The 15985-nt window shown below is 59.4% G+C and carries 10 protein-coding genes and 3 pseudogenes; 5 read left to right on the plus strand and 8 right to left on the minus strand.

All coding sequences use genetic code 11. The annotated features are described in order from the left end of the window. A pseudogene (locus OHD58_RS28470) lies at window positions 1-357 on the plus strand (transposase); the annotation flags it as partial. Between the two features lie 206 nt (window positions 358-563). Next, window positions 564-1355: pseudogene (locus tag OHD58_RS28475) on the plus strand (IS110 family transposase); the annotation flags it as partial. A 422-nt stretch (window positions 1356-1777) separates the two neighbouring features. On the opposite strand, the gene OHD58_RS28480 reads toward OHD58_RS28475, so the two are convergent. Genes OHD58_RS28480 through OHD58_RS28490 form a run of 3 tightly spaced genes read right to left on the minus strand, consistent with a single transcriptional unit; the run spans window position 1778 to window position 4695 of the window. Continuing rightward, on the minus strand, window positions 1778-2707 hold the full coding sequence (locus OHD58_RS28480) for a 2-oxoglutarate and iron-dependent oxygenase domain-containing protein (protein ID WP_263806993.1): 930 nt from the start codon (window positions 2705-2707) through the stop codon (window positions 1778-1780). Then, on the minus strand, window positions 2704-3408 hold the full coding sequence (locus OHD58_RS28485) for a class I SAM-dependent DNA methyltransferase (RefSeq protein WP_263806994.1): 705 nt from the start codon (window positions 3406-3408) through the stop codon (window positions 2704-2706). The genes OHD58_RS28480 and OHD58_RS28485 overlap by 4 nt, the downstream gene beginning before the upstream one ends. Before the next feature lie 15 nt (window positions 3409-3423). Then, a complete protein-coding gene (locus OHD58_RS28490) occupies window positions 3424-4695 on the minus strand; it encodes an NAD(P)-dependent oxidoreductase (protein ID WP_263807034.1) in 1272 nt (423 codons plus the stop codon). Between the two features lie 681 nt (window positions 4696-5376). Between OHD58_RS28490 and OHD58_RS30845 the strand changes: the two are divergent. Further along, window positions 5377-5466 (plus strand): annotated as a pseudogene (locus OHD58_RS30845) (Mu transposase domain-containing protein); the annotation flags it as partial. A gap of 119 nt (window positions 5467-5585) precedes the next feature. Here the strand turns inward: OHD58_RS30845 and proB are convergent. The 3 genes from proB to OHD58_RS28505 form a co-directional block, all read right to left on the minus strand. Next, complete coding sequence (gene proB, locus OHD58_RS28495; protein ID WP_263806995.1) at window positions 5586-6422, minus strand: glutamate 5-kinase; 837 nt, start codon at window positions 6420-6422, stop codon at window positions 5586-5588. Between the two features lie 142 nt (window positions 6423-6564). After that, on the minus strand, window positions 6565-7251 hold the full coding sequence (locus OHD58_RS28500) for an OmpW/AlkL family protein (protein WP_412177313.1): 687 nt from the start codon (window positions 7249-7251) through the stop codon (window positions 6565-6567). A 121-nt stretch (window positions 7252-7372) separates the two neighbouring features. Beyond that, complete coding sequence (locus OHD58_RS28505) at window positions 7373-9514, minus strand: prolyl oligopeptidase family serine peptidase (protein ID WP_263806997.1); 2142 nt, start codon at window positions 9512-9514, stop codon at window positions 7373-7375. A gap of 772 nt (window positions 9515-10286) precedes the next feature. Here OHD58_RS28505 and OHD58_RS28510 point away from each other — a divergent pair. Together OHD58_RS28510 and OHD58_RS28515 are read left to right on the plus strand one after the other, a co-directional pair. Further along, a complete protein-coding gene (locus OHD58_RS28510) occupies window positions 10287-10409 on the plus strand; it encodes a hypothetical protein (RefSeq protein WP_263806998.1) in 123 nt (40 codons plus the stop codon). Between the two features lie 281 nt (window positions 10410-10690). Then, a complete protein-coding gene (locus tag OHD58_RS28515; RefSeq protein ID WP_263806999.1) occupies window positions 10691-11995 on the plus strand; it encodes a lysine N(6)-hydroxylase/L-ornithine N(5)-oxygenase family protein in 1305 nt (434 codons plus the stop codon). A gap of 667 nt (window positions 11996-12662) precedes the next feature. Here OHD58_RS28515 and OHD58_RS28520 read toward each other — a convergent pair. Together OHD58_RS28520 and OHD58_RS28525 are read right to left on the minus strand one after the other, a co-directional pair. Further along, on the minus strand, window positions 12663-14072 hold the full coding sequence (locus OHD58_RS28520) for an NAD-dependent succinate-semialdehyde dehydrogenase (RefSeq protein ID WP_263807035.1): 1410 nt from the start codon (window positions 14070-14072) through the stop codon (window positions 12663-12665). A gap of 514 nt (window positions 14073-14586) precedes the next feature. Beyond that, the gene (locus tag OHD58_RS28525; protein ID WP_263807000.1) at window positions 14587-15984 is read right to left on the minus strand and encodes a M16 family metallopeptidase; all 1398 of its coding nucleotides are present in this window, start codon (window positions 15982-15984) and stop codon (window positions 14587-14589) included. Window position 15985 lies beyond the last annotated feature (1 nt).

The raw sequence follows: 15985 nt of genomic DNA on the forward strand, positions 1-15985 counted from the left end.
CTGCCATTTCAGCTTCTCGGATTCGACACGGACAATGACAGCGTGTTCCTGAACGAGACGATACGCGACTACTGTCTGGATGCCGGCATCGAGTTCACCCGCTGCCGTCCTTACCGCAAGAATGACCAGGCCTTCGTCGAACAGAAGAACGGCGCCGTGGTGCGACGCATTGTCGGGTATCGCCGGCTGGAGGGGCTCGAAGCCGCTGCTGCCCTTGCACAGCTCTATTCGACGGTTCGGCTGTTCGTGAACTTCTTCCAACCCTCCTTCAAGCTGGCCGGAAAGGAACGGGACGGCGCCCGCGTGCGCAAGCGCTATCACCCTGCGGCAACACCTTGCCAGCGACTGCTGGCAGATCCAGGGCCAATCTGGAAACGAAGCGGAAAGCCCTGGAAAAGGTCGCCGTTCCAACCACACCCGGCGGCCAGCCACCTTGGAAGCGTGATGCAAGCCTGCTCGCCTGGCTCGACACACTCTGAAATAATGCGGAGGAACATGCACAAGAACCGCGAAAATCCGCCGATCAGGCCGTGCTCCTCCGCATTATGGGGACCTCGTGATTAGTAAAACGGGGCAAGACGGACGCCGCCGACGCCGAAGCGATCAGCGAAGCCGTCACCCGCAAGACCATGCGTTTCGTTCCGATCAAATCGGCTGATCAACAAGCGGCGGCCATGGTGCTGAGGACGCGCGCCCTTTTGATCCGCCAGCAAACTCAGGCGATCAACGCGCTTCGCGGGCATTTGTCGGAGTTGGGCGTTATTGCCGCCCTCGGCACGGCTAATGTGGCTGCGTTGATCGAGATCGTACGGGACGAGGAGGACGTTTGCCTGCCAAAAGCCGCTCGACTTGCTTTGGCTGAGATCGCCGATCAGATCGAGGCGCTGACGCGTCAAATCGACAAGCTCGAACGAGGGATCGTCGGCGAAGCGAAGCGCGATGAGGACATGCGACGGCTGACCACAATTCCGGGCGTCGGAGCGATCACGGCGGCTTCCGTCAAAGCGCTGGTCCCGGATCCCGGCGGGTTCAAATCCGGCCGTCACTTCGCCGCCCGGCTGGGACTGACGCCAAAGCCTCATTCGAGCGGCGGCAAGGAGCGGCTCGGCGGCATATCGAAAATGGGCAACCCGACGCTCCGCTCGCTGCTCGTTTGTGGCGCGACGTCTGTCTTGCAGCGCGTTAAGGGAAACGACAAAGCGCTGCGATGGCTAGTGACCCTTTTGGCGCGGCGGCCTTTCAAGGTCGTCGCGGTCGCGCTCGCCAACAAGATGGCGAGGATTATCTGGGCGCTGCTCACCAAGGGCGGGACATATCGAAATACTGGTGCGGCAAGCGGCGCAGCACGCGCCTGAGCCGAACGACGACCAGGACAGACTGGCCGGCGCGACGCCGGACAGAGGCGAGGTGCACAATTAGACGATGACCCACGGGACGAAATCCCGAGGCGAGAGAGGCCGGCGCGACAATGCGCTTACAGCGCGTCAGATTGATCAGCCCCTCGCATCGCGAATTTCATCGAGGCCAGCGGTCTAGACCGCGCTGAAAGGCCGGACATATGACCGCACCTATCCCGCTGGGTGAAATGTCTGAAAAAGCGCTTGCCCGCGTGGCCGTTCCACATATGTCGCGCTATAGCAACGCCCCGCTCCTTGATCAATCTCACCGCCTCAAGCTTGAACTCGCGGCTGAACTTCCTTCTCTCCATGGGAAAACTCCGGTTCCATCTTCAACACCTTAACTCGGTGTCCATGGAACCGGCAGCAGGCCAAACGACCTACTGCAACTCTCGCGCCCGTCCGGCACCATTCCCAGTTTCCCAAATCGAGTCGAAGTTGCGTAACATCACTTCCGCGACACTGAAGGTGTGCTTGCCTTGCCGCGAAGTCAGGCGAGCATCGATGTCTGGATAGATAAAAAAGGGCAGTGAAATCCGGTCAGTCGGACCACTGTGCACGACCTGGTGCGGAGTGCTCATGAAGCGGTCGTCGCTGAGGGTCTGAAGCATGTCGCCCAAATTGACTACGAGACTGTCGGGCAAGCTCGGCGCCGGGACCCAGCCGCCGCGAAACCACACCTGCAAGGAGCGCGTGGGGAGCTCCTCCTGCAGCAGCAGCGTGAAGAAGCCATTGTCGGTATGCTTTCCGGCCGTGCCGCCAGTAGACGGATATCGTATCACGCGCTGCAGGACCGTCGGCGGGCTGAAATGGCGTAGGAACCAGCTCTCTTCCATATCGAGCAGGTCGGCCAGCGCGATCCCAAGCTCCGGCACAACCTCGTTGACCACGGTAGCTTGCAAAGCAAGCAGGCTTCGAGCGAAACCAGGAGCCAGCGCGTCATCCGGAAAGCGTGTACAACCAGCAAACGGACGCCGGTCGCCTTCGTTCTCGATTCCGAGGTCGAACATTTCCTTTGGATCGGGACCAACTTCGGGATGTAGCACCTCGCCGTGCAACGGACTGTATCCACGGGCGGTAGTGGGGTACACGTTCTGGGCGGCGTGACCGTACCGTTCCTTTGTCGACTGTGGCAACGCGAAGAACCGCCGGGAAGCTTGTATCGCTTCTGAGATCTGTTCTTTCGGGATTCCGTGCTCAAGGTAGAAGAACCCGTACTCCTCGCAGGCCAGGCGTAGGCGCTCGCGCTCTTCGTGTCGCGTTGCATCGGCTGCCAGTTTCATCAGTGAGATTTGCGGTAGTGTGGTCATACCTGCTGCTCCGTTTCTGCGCGGGCCCTATCGGGCACTTTGAAAACCCAGTAATGCGCACCCTCCTCCGCGATGTATTTGGCGTCGTTTAGACACTGTACCGCCACAAGCACGCCCGCATCCTGAAGACGCCTTACCTCATTTTCAAAGGATGTAGCCTCCGCATAGCTCTTGCGGGTACTTACGATGATGAATCCGTTTGGGCGCGTAACGCGCGCGAGTTCGCGCAGTGCGTCCGGTCGGATGTGCCCGAGCGTGAAGACGCCGCAGCAGATGGTGATGTCATAGCTCGCGCTGGCGTGGTCGGAGAGCGGCCCGTTAAGGTCGACATCGCCTTGGACATGGCGGTAGACGCAGGTTTGCCGGGCCTTTTCCGCCATTTCCTCGGAGAGGTCGATCCCGTCAATCAACCGGAAGCCGAGGCGTTCCAGTTCCCCGCCGACAAGGCCCGTTCCGCACCCAGCGTCCAGGATTGCGGTGGCAGTTCGTTCGCTGGCTAAATACGCTGTCTGCACAGTGCCTGCCAATTCCGCAACAACCGTCGGCCCGCAGTATTCCTCGCAACCGACATCGAGATCATAGGAACTGGCCCATCCACCATAGAAGTGGGTCAAGCGATCGACGTCGCCGTCGAGAGCATGGGAAGCCTTGATGCGCTCTGCGGCTTCCTCAAGTGCGGTCTGTTGATCGAGGTTGTTCATCGCAGTTTCCTCCGTTTAGGGGCATATGAGATGCGGCAAAGTCGTCAGCGGCGGCGCAATGTCACCGACTCGATCCACAAGCTGCTCGTTGCCGTATTGCTGAGCATGGCTATCCGACCATGCGGAGGCGCCTACGCTCCAGGTGATAACGTCGTGGATCAGGGCATCGCTTAGGCCCATTCCGCGCCCAAGATCAAACGCCTCGTCAAGGATCAGGCGATTGACGTGGGTGAGCTCGCCGACCAGAGACTCAAGCAAGCGTATCTGGATGCCACTGAGCTGGACGTCGTCGGGCGGAAACACATGCTCGCGCTTCGGTTTGATGCGGCCAACGGGATCAGTCAGGAATTCCTGGTCTGGCGGATGCGAGGGGTCGGCACCGTACTTGGATGGCGCTCGATAGCCCGGCACTTGCAGCCGAACGCCGAAGACCACCTCCGCCAACTCCACAACTCTCAGATGGCTGTCGTATCGGTCGAACTTCCGTCCTGCCTCGCTATAGCGCTTTTCGACGGCGCGCCCGATCGGCAGTCCCACGTGCAGTTCGTCGGCCAGCTGAACGGTCAAGCCCATATCCTTCACCGTGATCTCCAGAGTGCAAGAGCGATCGTAGCTGCCATCCAGGAGAAACGGGACGAACTGCTCGATTGCAACGGAGTTCGCGGACGAGCCGACAAACTTGCGCCACGCCTGCTGCACTGGAATAACCTCTCGCACGCTTCGGCAGAGCGCGTGGCCGCTCGCAACGGCTGCAGCGTAAAAAAGCAGGTTCGTCAGTAATTTGACTGATTGGCCCTGACCTATGTCTCCGACATGGAAGGAGATGGCTCCCATGATTTGCAACACCGTCTCGCAACGCACATAGGCCTCCTTTGGCCCGCCGACGAAGAAGCTGACATTGGCAAAATCGACCCCCATGTGGGACAGGTTGCTTACGGGCGCTTCTAGCGAATCCACGCCAATTGCTGCGGCCCGACGGCCGATCTCGATCGTGTTGTGGTAGTCGGTGGTGGACGTATCAATCCATACGCTTCCCGGTGGCATTCCCGCCAAAGCGCCTTGCTCGCCCGTCATGTTGTCAAAGACGTCTTGTGGCAGCGGCAGGCAGGTGATGACAATGCCGCAATCGCGGGCCGCGTCGCGCGGTGCGTCATGCCAGCGGGCGCCGTTTTCCAGCACGTCTTTCGCAGCCGCAGGATCGATGTCGTAGACGTCCACATGATAGCCGGCTTGCAGGAGCTTGGCGATCATCGGTCGGCCCATGCTGCCAGTACCAATGAATCCGATGCGTTCGACGTTGCGGGAACGATCGGGGCGGACGCTGCTTACACTGCTTACACTGCTTACACTGCTTACAGCAGACATTTGACTTCCTTACCCGGCAAACGGGCTTTATGACACGACTATCTCGAATAGCGTTCGAATGCCTATTCGTAGGATACTTATATCGCCCTTTTATATGCCTATAACGAAAAAATCAATTTGGTTATTTATAAGACTACGTTTAACATCGTAACAATATTATCATATTTCGCAATTTAATTATAGATATTTGAAATAGGATAGACTTTAATAATAAATATAGATGATTTCTTTTCACATTCTTCGGGTAGTCGCTCGACAAGCATGAACCAAAACTCGTCGGAATTTCATGCCGATGTTTATCGGTTGACATTTCGGATAACATCTCAGCCGATCCGGTGCGGCCACCACACTTTGACAACCGACCGGCTTCCAAATCCACGATCATAGGGTCTTCACTAAGCGGATGGGCTTCAGAGCGAAAGTCGCGAGAGATAGACATGCAGCCAGGTGAAGCCAGCGTGCCTCAATGGGCAGTGCGGGGCCTCTCGGCCAATCCTGTTGTCAAGTTCGGCGGTCGGCGGGATCGCGTGGCTCATCTGCCCGTTGCACCGACGAAAGCCTCCATCGTCGCCGTCGAGAACGCCACGGTTCTTCGGACCACCGCATCCCGATTACCACGTCGAGGTCGACGGTGCCTTCTGCTCGGTTCCGCATCGGCTGATCGACCGAACCGTCCAGATCCGCCTCACCAACGCTTGTGCACCTTTCATGTGACTTGTTCGATCGGCGCCGCCAGCAACGGCCTCACGGCTGCTCGCTCGATCTCCTCGAATAGTTCCGCGAGAAGTTTGCCGACATGATGCATTAGCCGACTATAGGGGCGGGAAAAACCAGGTTGATGGCCCACCGTTCTCGATGGCCGCGAGCGGGTAAGATTTATCTCCCCTCGCGATGATCATTTCACAGCCCGCGTCCGTGGCAATCCTTGCTGCCATCAACTTTGTCACCATGCCACCCGAACTATGGCGAGCAAGGGAATGACCCGCCATGGCCTCTATCTCGGGAGTAATGCATCGAACCTGTGTCACCAGGCGGGCTGCGGGGTTGTCGTGTGGGTTTTCCGAGAAGAGGCCATCAACGTTGGAAAGCAGAACGACAACGTCGGCGTTTACCAGCTGCGCGACTCGTGCCGCTAGCCGATCATTGTCGCCAAAACAGATCTCCGCCGTTGCGGTCGTGTCGTTCTCGTTGATAATGGGTACAGCACCAACTTTGAGGAGTTGGTGAAGGGTTGAAGCCGCATTGAGGCGACGATGCTGATCGTCTATATCTTCGCGGGTCAATAGTATTTGCCCAACGCCAAAACCATGGCGCCTAAAACTCCGTTCATAGGCACACATGATTTGAACCTGACCCATAGCGGCGGCCGTTTTTTTCTCCTCAACTCGAAGAGATCTGTCCAGATGGTTGAAGTGACTTGAGCCGACCGCGACGGCACCAGAGGTGACGAGGATCACCTGCTGCCCGCGTGCGAAAAATCGGACGACATCCTCTATTAGCGTCTCAAGCCAAGGACCGCGTATCTCTCCCGTTTCTGCATCGCCGATCAGTGCTGAGCCAATCTTCACTATCAGCCGGCGAGCCGAAGCCAATCGGATCGAGCTTGTTGGCGCTGCCGTTGAACGTTGCTGCACTAGAAGTGAAGACACGTCTCTCCACTCTCACCTTTCCTGAGCGCCACAACCTCGGAGGTATAAGGGCGCACGAGACGCCCTTAATTTCAGATCGGCAGCCCAAACGAGCGCTTACTTCTTAGTCGGGACTCCAACAATCCCGCTTCGCCTTTCGTGATCAGAAGCGGTAGGTGACACCTGCGCCTATCAACCAGGGATCGAGCGCCGCCTTGCCCGTCAGCTTCGCGCCGTCTACCGTGACGTCGAAGTTTGGCTTCAGGAAAAGCTTCTTCACGTCGAAGTTGACGCCCCAGTGTTGATCCACCATGTAGTCGAATCCGACCTGCAGCGCGGTGCCGAACGTGTTCTTGACCTTGAGAGCATCGGCGCTGCCGGCATCCTGGTTATAGAAGATCGTGTAGTTCACGCCGGCACCGACATAGGGCTTGAAGGCGCCGAGATTGGTAAAATGATACTGCAATGTGAGCGTGGGCGGCAGCAGCCAAACCTTGCCGACCTTGCCCAGCCCGCCGATCGACCCTTGGCCGTCGATGTTGGCATAGGTCGTGCCCAGTATGAGTTCCGTGGCGATGTTGTCCGTGAAGAAATAGGAGATATCGAGTTCCGGTGTCAGGGTGTCCGAATAGGAAAGACCGGAATCGGGCACCGCATTGACGTAGCCCGAATCCTCAGTGATGACCCCCAACGCGCGCAGGCGGACCTGCCAAGGGCTTGGCGCTTCCGTGACCCAGTCTTCTGCCTGCTGGACGCTCGCGGCTTGTTCAAGGTCCGCGGCGACGGCCTGCTGTCCCACCATAATGAGGAGGGCCGCCGCCCGCGCCACGCCCATTCGCTTTTTCGCCATAATATTCTCTCCTTGCTCTTCAGAAATAATGCACTGCACTACGAGAAATCCTGCTCGAATTGCTTGAGACTGATGGAGCACTCATGTCTGCTCTGATTATTTGAGCCCTGCTCGCAATCATCTACCCGTGCTCACTTTTGTTGAAACGTTGCTTTGGCTGGGTCTCAGCCGCCTGTCGAAGGCAATCCGCCTGCCAGCCGATCGTACTGCGAAGGAAATTGTTGCCCAGAGCGGTGAATGCGGCCCGCTCCCGATGGTCCTTGCCGTGGCCGTGCCCGCTCGTGCTGGGTTCGTAGAAGTAAGCGGAATAGCCAAGAGCCTGCAGCTTTGCGGCCATCTTGCGCGCATGGCCCGGGTGGACGCGGTCGTCCCGCGTCGAGGTGGCGATCAGGATCGGCGGATAGGGCTCTCCCGGCATCGCGGCGTGATAGGCGGAGATTTCCTTCAGGAAGGTCCAATCCTCCGGCTTGTCGGGATCGCCATATTCGTCAATCCAGTTCGCGCCCGCTAAAAGCTTGGTGTAGCGGCGCATATCGACGAGCGGCATTGTGCAGAACAGCGCGCCGAAACGCTCGGGATAGCGGGTCAGCATATTGGCGATCAGGAGGCCGCCATTTGAGCCGCCCTCGGCGGCAATCCGCCTCGGCTGTGCAATGCCTCTTCGCACGAGGTCGGCAGCGATGGCGGCGAAGTCGTCATGGGCGAGACGTTTGCCCTGTCTTCGCCCGTCCTCGTGCCAACGGGTTCCAAACTCGCCACCCCCTCGGATGTTCGCCACCACGCACGTGCCGCCGCGTTCGAGCCACAGCTTGCCGATCAAGGAGTTGCAGTAGGGCAGGAGCGATGTGCCGAACCCGCCGTCGGTGGTGAGGTGAACCGGAGCGTCCCCGCTCCTGTTCGCCGGGCCGACCTGCGTATAGGGGATCATCTCACCATCGGTCGAGACTGCCTCGTGGCGCGTGACCACCAGCCCGGATGCGTCGAAATTCTGCGGGTTGCGCTTCAGGACCACTGGAGCGCCGAGAGGCGGCGCGGCATCGAGGTCGAATAGGAGAAGCTGCGGCGGTGTGATGGGATCCTGAGCCGAAACGAGGACCTCTCCATTGGTCTCGTGCTGTTCCGCATCGAGCGGGCACAGGTGAACAGTCCCTTCGGCGGGCACGGCGTCCAAGGCCTGGCGCGTCCATTGCTGCCGGCCGGGTATCCACATCTCGAAGCGCGGAACGAGGTTGACGAGGTAGGAGATGATGAGCTTCCCGTTATTCCAGAAGAATGACTGCAGGAAGCGCCTGGCGCCTGGTTCAAAAAGGGTAACAAAACTGCGCTCGCCGGCGATGAAAGAGGAGAGCGAGATGCCGACCAGCGCGTCCGCCCGATGGGGCGTCCCGCCCACCGTCCAGGATTTGCGCGGCTTTACCGCCAGCCAGTCGCTGAAGCCGTTCCACTTGGCGTCTCGAGGAAGGTCGACCTGCATCATCGGCCCGCTCCTGTCCCCGATTCGCACGGTCTCCTCGAAGAAGGCCGTCTGCTCGATGAACCAAAGGCGCTCGCTCTCGGCGGTGCGGTCCAGATGGCAGGACACGCCGAGGGATTCGGAACCGGTCTCAAAGATTACCGGCGCGGTGAGCGGATCCGCGCCTCGCTTCCACAGTCGCACGGTGCGCGCGTGGCCGGAGCGGGTGGCCATGCCGTAACCAAGCGCACTGGAAAGCAGAAGTGTGTCGGGGTCGAGCCAATTAACCCCGCCCTTGGCCTCCGCGAGGTTGAAACCGTCGGCGACAAAGCTAAGAGACGCCAGATCGAATTCGCGATGCACGACCGCGTCGCTGCCGCCGCGCGACAGGCGCAGAACGGCTCTTTCTCGTCTCTCCGGCTCAAGCGACGCGCCGCCCCAGATCCAGTCCTCTCGGTCGCTAGCGGCGAGGGCGTCCAGATCGAGCAGTAGCTCCCACTGGGGTTCCGCCTTCATGTAGCCGGCAAGGGTAGTCCGGCGCCACAGTCCACGCGGGTTTCGGGCATCTTGCCAGAAATTGTAGAGGTACTGACCGCGGCGGGTGATCAGGGGAATCCTGTCGGGATGGTCGAATATCGCCGTCAGGGCGTCGCGGTCGCGATCGAACTGCGTCCCACCGAAGTACCCCAGCGTCCTGGCCGACTGGCTGGCGGTCCAGGCAAGTGCCCGTTCGCCTTCTACATTTTCAAGCCAAAGATAGGGATCATCGTCGGGAGCATCCAGCGTTGGGCGGAAATCGAATGCGGTCATGTCCGGATAGCGCGATGAATGATGTCGACTGGAAAACAAGCTCAAGGTTCTCCCCCGGCTCGGGAGAGCTTTGTTTTCGCGGCGGCGACCGCATGTTCGGCGAGCGTGATCATGGATGAGTTCTCCCGGTCCGCGGCAATGCGTTTGGGGATAGCCAAGCATGTGTCGTGCCAAACAGGAAAATCATTTTAGAACAATGGGATGGCTCTGATACGCTATGTCTCATGTCCGACATTGTCGAAGACCCGACAACGAGTGAAGCCGTAAACGCCTGATTGGTCTCCTGTGCGAGCTCGGTGGGGCACCGCGGAAAACTCAAGCAGTTGAGCTCTCACTGCGAACTGGCAGAGTTTCGGATCGACATCGGCGACGGGGGCGATCGCCTGATTCTGAGACAAATCGCCAAGCCGCTGGTCGGGCTTTTTCAACGAGGGTCTTGAGGGTGAAGGATCTTGCAGCTCTTGCAACTGCCGACCTTGTTGGACAAGGCATATCGCGATCTGTCCAGCAAGAGACACAAGGTTCTGCACCGTCCGTTCATGAAGACATCGTGCTGGTCTCCATGAGAAGTCTTCTGGTGCAGAAGGTGCCCGATTAGCTATTCGGAAAAAGGCGACATCGACGTGCAAATCGGGTGCCGCCGTGAGGCGCCCCCTCAATGTCGGATTCTCGACAGGATCGCACATCCGCCAACCCATTGCTTTAATAAGATTTCCTTTCTCTGGCACGGCCCTTGCTTAGGATTCTCCGAAGGTTCAGCGAGACGCCGTCCATGATCATCCGCATAGAAAATGCCGTCGCCGCAGTGAAAACCGCGCTCTCGCCCGCCACCAAGCCGCCAAAAGGCCGGCGCGTCATGGTCGAGCGGGCGACTGCGCCGGCTTCAAACATCTAATGGGACTGGAAGGCGTCTCGCGTGACGGCGACCCGGTCTTCGAGGCGGGCGGAAAGGATGGACGTCGACACTCCCTAACCACGTCGCCGGCACGACCCGTCGATTGTGACCGGGCTGCAATGCTCGGAGTCTACATTCGACAATCCGATCCACGGGACAATTTCCGCAAATCCGGCCCGGACCAAGGCTCGAAAACGCTCGCGAGGGGGAGCCAATGGCTATGGCCGATATTCGCCACGAGCAAGCCGCTTGGTGGGAAAAATCAATAGGAGCAAGGCAAAGTGGAGTTCTCTTGCGTTGGAGTCGGTGCTGGGCCGTCTAATTTGAGTCTTGCATGTCAGATACACGAGCAAATCGGGCAAGGGGCGCTGTTCCTGGATCGGCAAGTCGACTTCCGTTGGCATCCAGGCATCGCTTTCGATTCCTCAGAGCTCCAGGTCAGCCACTTTAAGGATCTGGTCACGCTGGTGAATCCGCGATCAGCCTACACTTTCGTAAACTACCTGTACGAGAACGGGCGTCTGTACCACTTCCTGAACGCACAGTTCGGGGCCGTGTTCAGAGCTGAGTTCGAGCAATACTTGAACTGGGCCTTCCACAGGAACCCACTTGTTCGTGGCGGGGAGACCGTGCACGAAATCCGCTTTGACGGCGAGTTCCGGGTGCGGACGGAAAACGCGGTTCTTGGCGCCAGAAACCTCGTGGTCGGCATTGGCAAGCAGGCGAGAATTCCGCCTCAGTTTGAGGGCTGGACTGGACGCAACCTGTTCCACTCATCTGTCGTCCTGCACATCGATCTTGACGTGCGGAGGAAGCATGTCTGCGTGGTTGGCGGAGGCCAGTCGGGGGCCGAGGTGATGTTGCACCTTGTCGGCCTGCCGAAAGAACGGCGGCCTCGATCGATCACTTGGGTCTCGCAGCGTGAAAACTACCTGCCCCTCGACAACAGCCCGTTCACAAACGAGTTGTTCATGCCCTGCTTTTCGGATCGTTTCGCCAAGATGAGCCAGTTGCAGCGCAAGCTGTTCCTGGAGCGTTTCGTACTCGCCTCGGACGGCATTTCGGAAAGCACGTTGCGTGCTATCTATCAGGCGCTGTACCGCCACGCATTTCTCGAGCCAAACCCATGCGACATCACACTGCGGCCAGGTTGCAACGTTTCGCGCTGCATCAACGCTGGCGCGGGTCACAGGCTGACCCTGCAGCGCGCCAGGCACTATGTCGGAGACGTCATGGCCGATATCGTCATCTTGGCCACCGGTTACCAGAACGCGGTGCCAGACTTCTTGGAACCGATCGCGGACCGGCTGGAGCAGGTCGACAATGAATTGGCCATTGGCGAAGATTTTTCGGTGCACTGGGACGGGCCGCCAGACAGTCGCATCTTCATACAAAACGCGAGCCTCGGGCAGCGCGGACTGGCTGATCCGAATCTAAGCCTGCTCGCCTGGCGAGCGCGTCGCATCCTCGACAGCCTTCTCGGGCGCGCGCCGCGCGCCACCCCCGAGCATCGCGGCTTCATCAGCCCTACTTCCATCGAGAGTTGGTCCGACCCGTTGGCCGAAGAAATGGGCAGCGGGATATGACTCGGCGACTACTGATCATCGGCGGTAGCATCCAAGGAATGATGTCCACCTTCACTGCGGGGAAGGTGGGAGCCTTCTGCGAAATCATCGTGACGGGAGACGGGCCACATGGACCATATCAGATTTGGGAAGGCGGTGTTCAGTGAGCCGGATCCGGACGATTTGGACGTTGCCCTGCCGGCAGCAGAGGGAACGAGTGTAGACACGCTACGGCAACGGCTACGCCGCCGGTACAGGCTTGGACAGAACCGGAAGATCCCGGGCATTCGCCTTGACCTCTCCGGGATCGGGGCAGTTGGCCGAAGTGCAAGTGAGTCACGATCGGAAGGCTCTGGTTCAAATTCAGCCCCAGAGACCCGACAACGCACAACCCGCGTTCACGATCGCGCAGGCTTCCAACCGACCCGCGCAAACAACAGCCCGGCGCCTTAAGATAATCGGCGAGTGCCGCCAAATCGCTCGCAAGCGTTTCCTCCGTTACATGCGCGCCGTTTCGCTGGCAATGCGGACGATAGTCTCGTCTTGAGATACATCCAGCCAAGATAGTATTTCAGGATTGCGTTTTTGCTCCGGTTGCCGAGCCGTTCGTCCGCTCCCATCGAGGACGTTCCTGCATTCGGAGGTGGCTCGTTCGATAACCGGGTCTGCGAATCCGCAAAAAGATGCGTCAGATGCCGCCCAGGCAGAGATATTTCATTTCGAGGTAATCCACGAGCCCGTGGCGGGAACCCTCCCGTCCGATGCCGGACTGTTTTATCCCACCGAACGGCGCTGCTTCCGACGACATCCGTCCCGTGTTGATGCCCACCATGCCGTACTCCAAGGCCTCGGCCACGCGCCAGACACGCTTCAGGTTTGACGCATAAAAATAAGCGGCGAGGCCGTAGATCGTGTCGTTGGCCTCACGCACGACCTGATCCGCATCCTCGAAGCGAATGATTGGAGCCAAGGGCCCGAATGTCTCTTCTTGCGCCACTATCATTTCGCTGGAGATCTCGGTGAGGACCGTCGGTTGGAAAAACGTGCCTTCCTTGCCGATGTGTTTGCCCCCGCATCGAATTACACCGCCTTTTGCGACGGAATCGGCAATATGGGATTGGATCTTGACCAAAGCATGCTTGTCGATGAGCGGGCCGATGTCGACCGCGGGAGCGAAGCCATCCCCAACCGATAAGTGGCGGACTTTCTCCACGAATTTCTCGACGAACTCGTCGTGAACGCTTGACTGGACGTAAAGGCGGTTCGCCGAAACGCAGGTCTGTCCGGCATTGCGGAACTTCGCCTGGATCGCCCCGTCAACCGCGGCGTCGATATCGGCATCGTCGAAGATGATGAAAGGTGCATTGCCGCCGAGCTCGAGGCTGACCTTCTTGATTTGGTCCGAGCACTGGCGCATCAGCAGCCGGCCAACCTCGGTTGAGCCGGTGAAGCTGATCTTACGGACCTTGGGATTGGTGCACAGTTCACGGCCGACAGCATCGCCTTCGGACGCATAGATCAGGTTGACGACGCCTTCGGGAAAGCCAGCCTGATGCGCTAGGGCGAACATTGCGCCAGCTACGAGCGGCGTCTGTTCAGCGGGCTTGAGGACGATTGTGCAGCCCGCCGCCAAGGCCGGCGAAATCTTGCGCGCCACCATGGAGGCCGGGAAATTCCACGGTGTTATCGTGCCAACGACGCCGACCGGCTGCTTGATCACCAGCATCCGGCGGTCCGTCGACGGCGCCGAGATCGTCTCGCCGTAGATGCGATTGGCCTCTTCGGCGTACCATTGCAGATACGCGGCCGCATGCGAGACCTCCGATTTGGCTTCGGCAAGCGGCTTGCCCATCTCCGCGGTGAGAATCGCAGCAAGGTCATCGGCGTGGTCGATAATCAGCTGATGCCAGCGCCAGAGCATGTCGCTGCGCTCGCGTGCGGTCAATGCCGCCCATTCAGCCTGTGCGACATAGGCCATGTCGATTGCAGCGCGCGTCTCCTCGACACCCATGTCCGGAAGTTCTGCCAGCAATTCGCCGGTCGACGGGTTAAAGACCTTGAAGGTCCGCTCGCCAACAGGTGTGCCAAGTGCCGGCATGCGGTCGATGGCGCCAAACAGGTCGGGGGATTTCAGGTGGCGGATCATCGGCAGGCACAGGGGCAATACCGGATTCCTCCTCAACGCAGCGAATATCCATGTCGGCAGAATGTGGGGTGTATTCTGCAGGTGCGGCTTTCTTATAGGGCCTCGGCCAGACGGCTGGTAGACCACGGTACTCAACGGGAAAGGGAAAGGACTTCGAATTCTCTGGTCGATGGCTCGCGGTTCTCACTGAGGCGAAAACTGGACAATCGGTCGTCGGCTTCGCCAGCCGCACGCGGTGCACGCTGGTGGCCTGCGCCTACAATTGCAGACAATCCTCCGGCGTCCACCATCCGCTCGAAAAGCTGGGTGAGGAGGAGCGGCACAATCAGGCGAGAGTCGACCGCCTGAACCGGGCAAATGCCTCACAAGGTCCCCGAGAACTGCTCCGCGGGCCTCTAACCGAAACGGACTTCGCTCCATGCGAAAAGGCCCACAAGGGGAGAAGGTAAGCACCGGGTTCCTGGGCCTATCCTTTGCCCCCCAGCGACGGGCCGACGACCATAATAGAAGGCTCGGCCGAAAGCAGCTTCTTCGCCGCTGCCTTGACCTGGCCGAGCGTCACCTGATCGATGAGGGCTGGGCGGCGCTGGATGTAGTCGATGCCGAGATTGTCGATCTGCATATCGACCAGGGTGGCTGCAATCGAGCTGGAGGAATCCAGACGGGAGATGGCATAGGCGCCGATCAGATATTTCTTGCTCGCCTCGAGCTCGGCTTCGGTCGGGCCCTCTTCCACCATCTTCTTCACCACGTCGCGCACAATGCCGAGGGTCTCGGAGGCGCGGTCCGAGCGCGTCGCGGTGCTGATGATCAGCGCGTTGGAATGCTCTTGGTCGACCAGGTTGGAAGCCACACTGTAGGCAAGGCCGCGCTTTTCCCGCACCTCGTCATACAGGCGTGAGGTGAAGGGCAATCCGCCGAGGATTTCGTTCATCAGCACTGCGGCGAAGAATTGTGGCTCGCTGCGCGCGACGCCTGGAAAAACCAATTGCAGCGAGGTCTGTGGAAGGTCGTAGTTCACCTCCACCTGCTGTCCGAGTTCTGCAGCGACATCGGCGATGGGAAAAAGCGTCTTCTTTTCGCGCAAATCGCCGAACAGCTGGTCGAGCTTGTTACTGAGCGTCTTCGCGTCGATGTCCCCGACCACGGCAACACGGAGCCCGTCGCGAGCGAAAATGGCCTTGTGGAAGGCGCTGAGATCGGCCGGCGTGATGCCGGCGAGGCTCACTTTGGTACCTTTGTCCGGCCTTGAATACGGATGCGTGCCGTAGAGTGCGCGCCGCCATTTGCCCTGTGCGATCGTCTTGGGATCGCGTTCCTTGGCGATGATGTCGGAGAAGACCTGGGCGCGGATGCGCTCGAACGCCTCCTGGTCGAAGCGCGGCCTGTTGACCGCGAGCCTGAGCAGATCGAAAGCGGCATCCTGGTGTTGAGAAAGCATGCGCATCGACCCATTGATGCAGTCGCGCTGCGCGATGAAGCTCATGTGGGCGCCCGCATCGTCGAGCTCCACCTGAAAAGCATCGCTGTCGAGATCGCCAGCCCCCTCTGCGAACAGGCCGGTCATCAGATAAGCGAGCCCCTCCTTGCCGATCGGGTCCTGGGTGGTGCCGCCCTCGAAGACAAAGTGGATGGTGACGATCGGCACCGTATGGTCTTCCACCAGCCAGGCCTTTATGCCCTTTCCAGATTTTACCTCCTGGATGTCCATCGCCGCATGGGCGGTGAGCGCCTGCTGGATGAGGAAGAAAATGGCGAGGAGAAGGATGGCCAGCGGCATGGCGAGGCGCGCAGCCTTGCCTTCTCCTGCAAGCGGAGAAGACAAGACGTGTGCGAAGGCGCCGCGGTGTTGGTTCGTCATCATA

Source organism: Mesorhizobium sp. ZC-5 (assembly GCF_025753855.1).
Lineage (GTDB): Bacteria > Pseudomonadota > Alphaproteobacteria > Rhizobiales > Rhizobiaceae > Neomesorhizobium.

Bases quoted from the DNA above. Each gene is read 5' to 3' on its own strand.
- OHD58_RS28520 (WP_263807035.1), bottom strand. From the start codon at position 14,072: ATGCCGGCACTTGGCACACCTGTTGGCGAGCGGACCTTCAAGGTCTTT.
- OHD58_RS28525 (WP_263807000.1), bottom strand. From the start codon at position 15,984: ATGATGACGAACCAACACCGCGGCGCCTTCGCACACGTCTTGTCTTCT.
- OHD58_RS28485 (WP_263806994.1), bottom strand. From the start codon at position 3,408: ATGAACAACCTCGATCAACAGACCGCACTTGAGGAAGCCGCAGAGCGC.
- OHD58_RS28500 (WP_412177313.1), bottom strand. From the start codon at position 7,251: ATGGCGAAAAAGCGAATGGGCGTGGCGCGGGCGGCGGCCCTCCTCATT.
- OHD58_RS28480 (WP_263806993.1), bottom strand. From the start codon at position 2,707: ATGACCACACTACCGCAAATCTCACTGATGAAACTGGCAGCCGATGCA.
- OHD58_RS28505 (WP_263806997.1), bottom strand. From the start codon at position 9,514: ATGACCGCATTCGATTTCCGCCCAACGCTGGATGCTCCCGACGATGAT.
- OHD58_RS28510 (WP_263806998.1), top strand. From the start codon at position 10,287: ATGATCATCCGCATAGAAAATGCCGTCGCCGCAGTGAAAACCGCGCTC.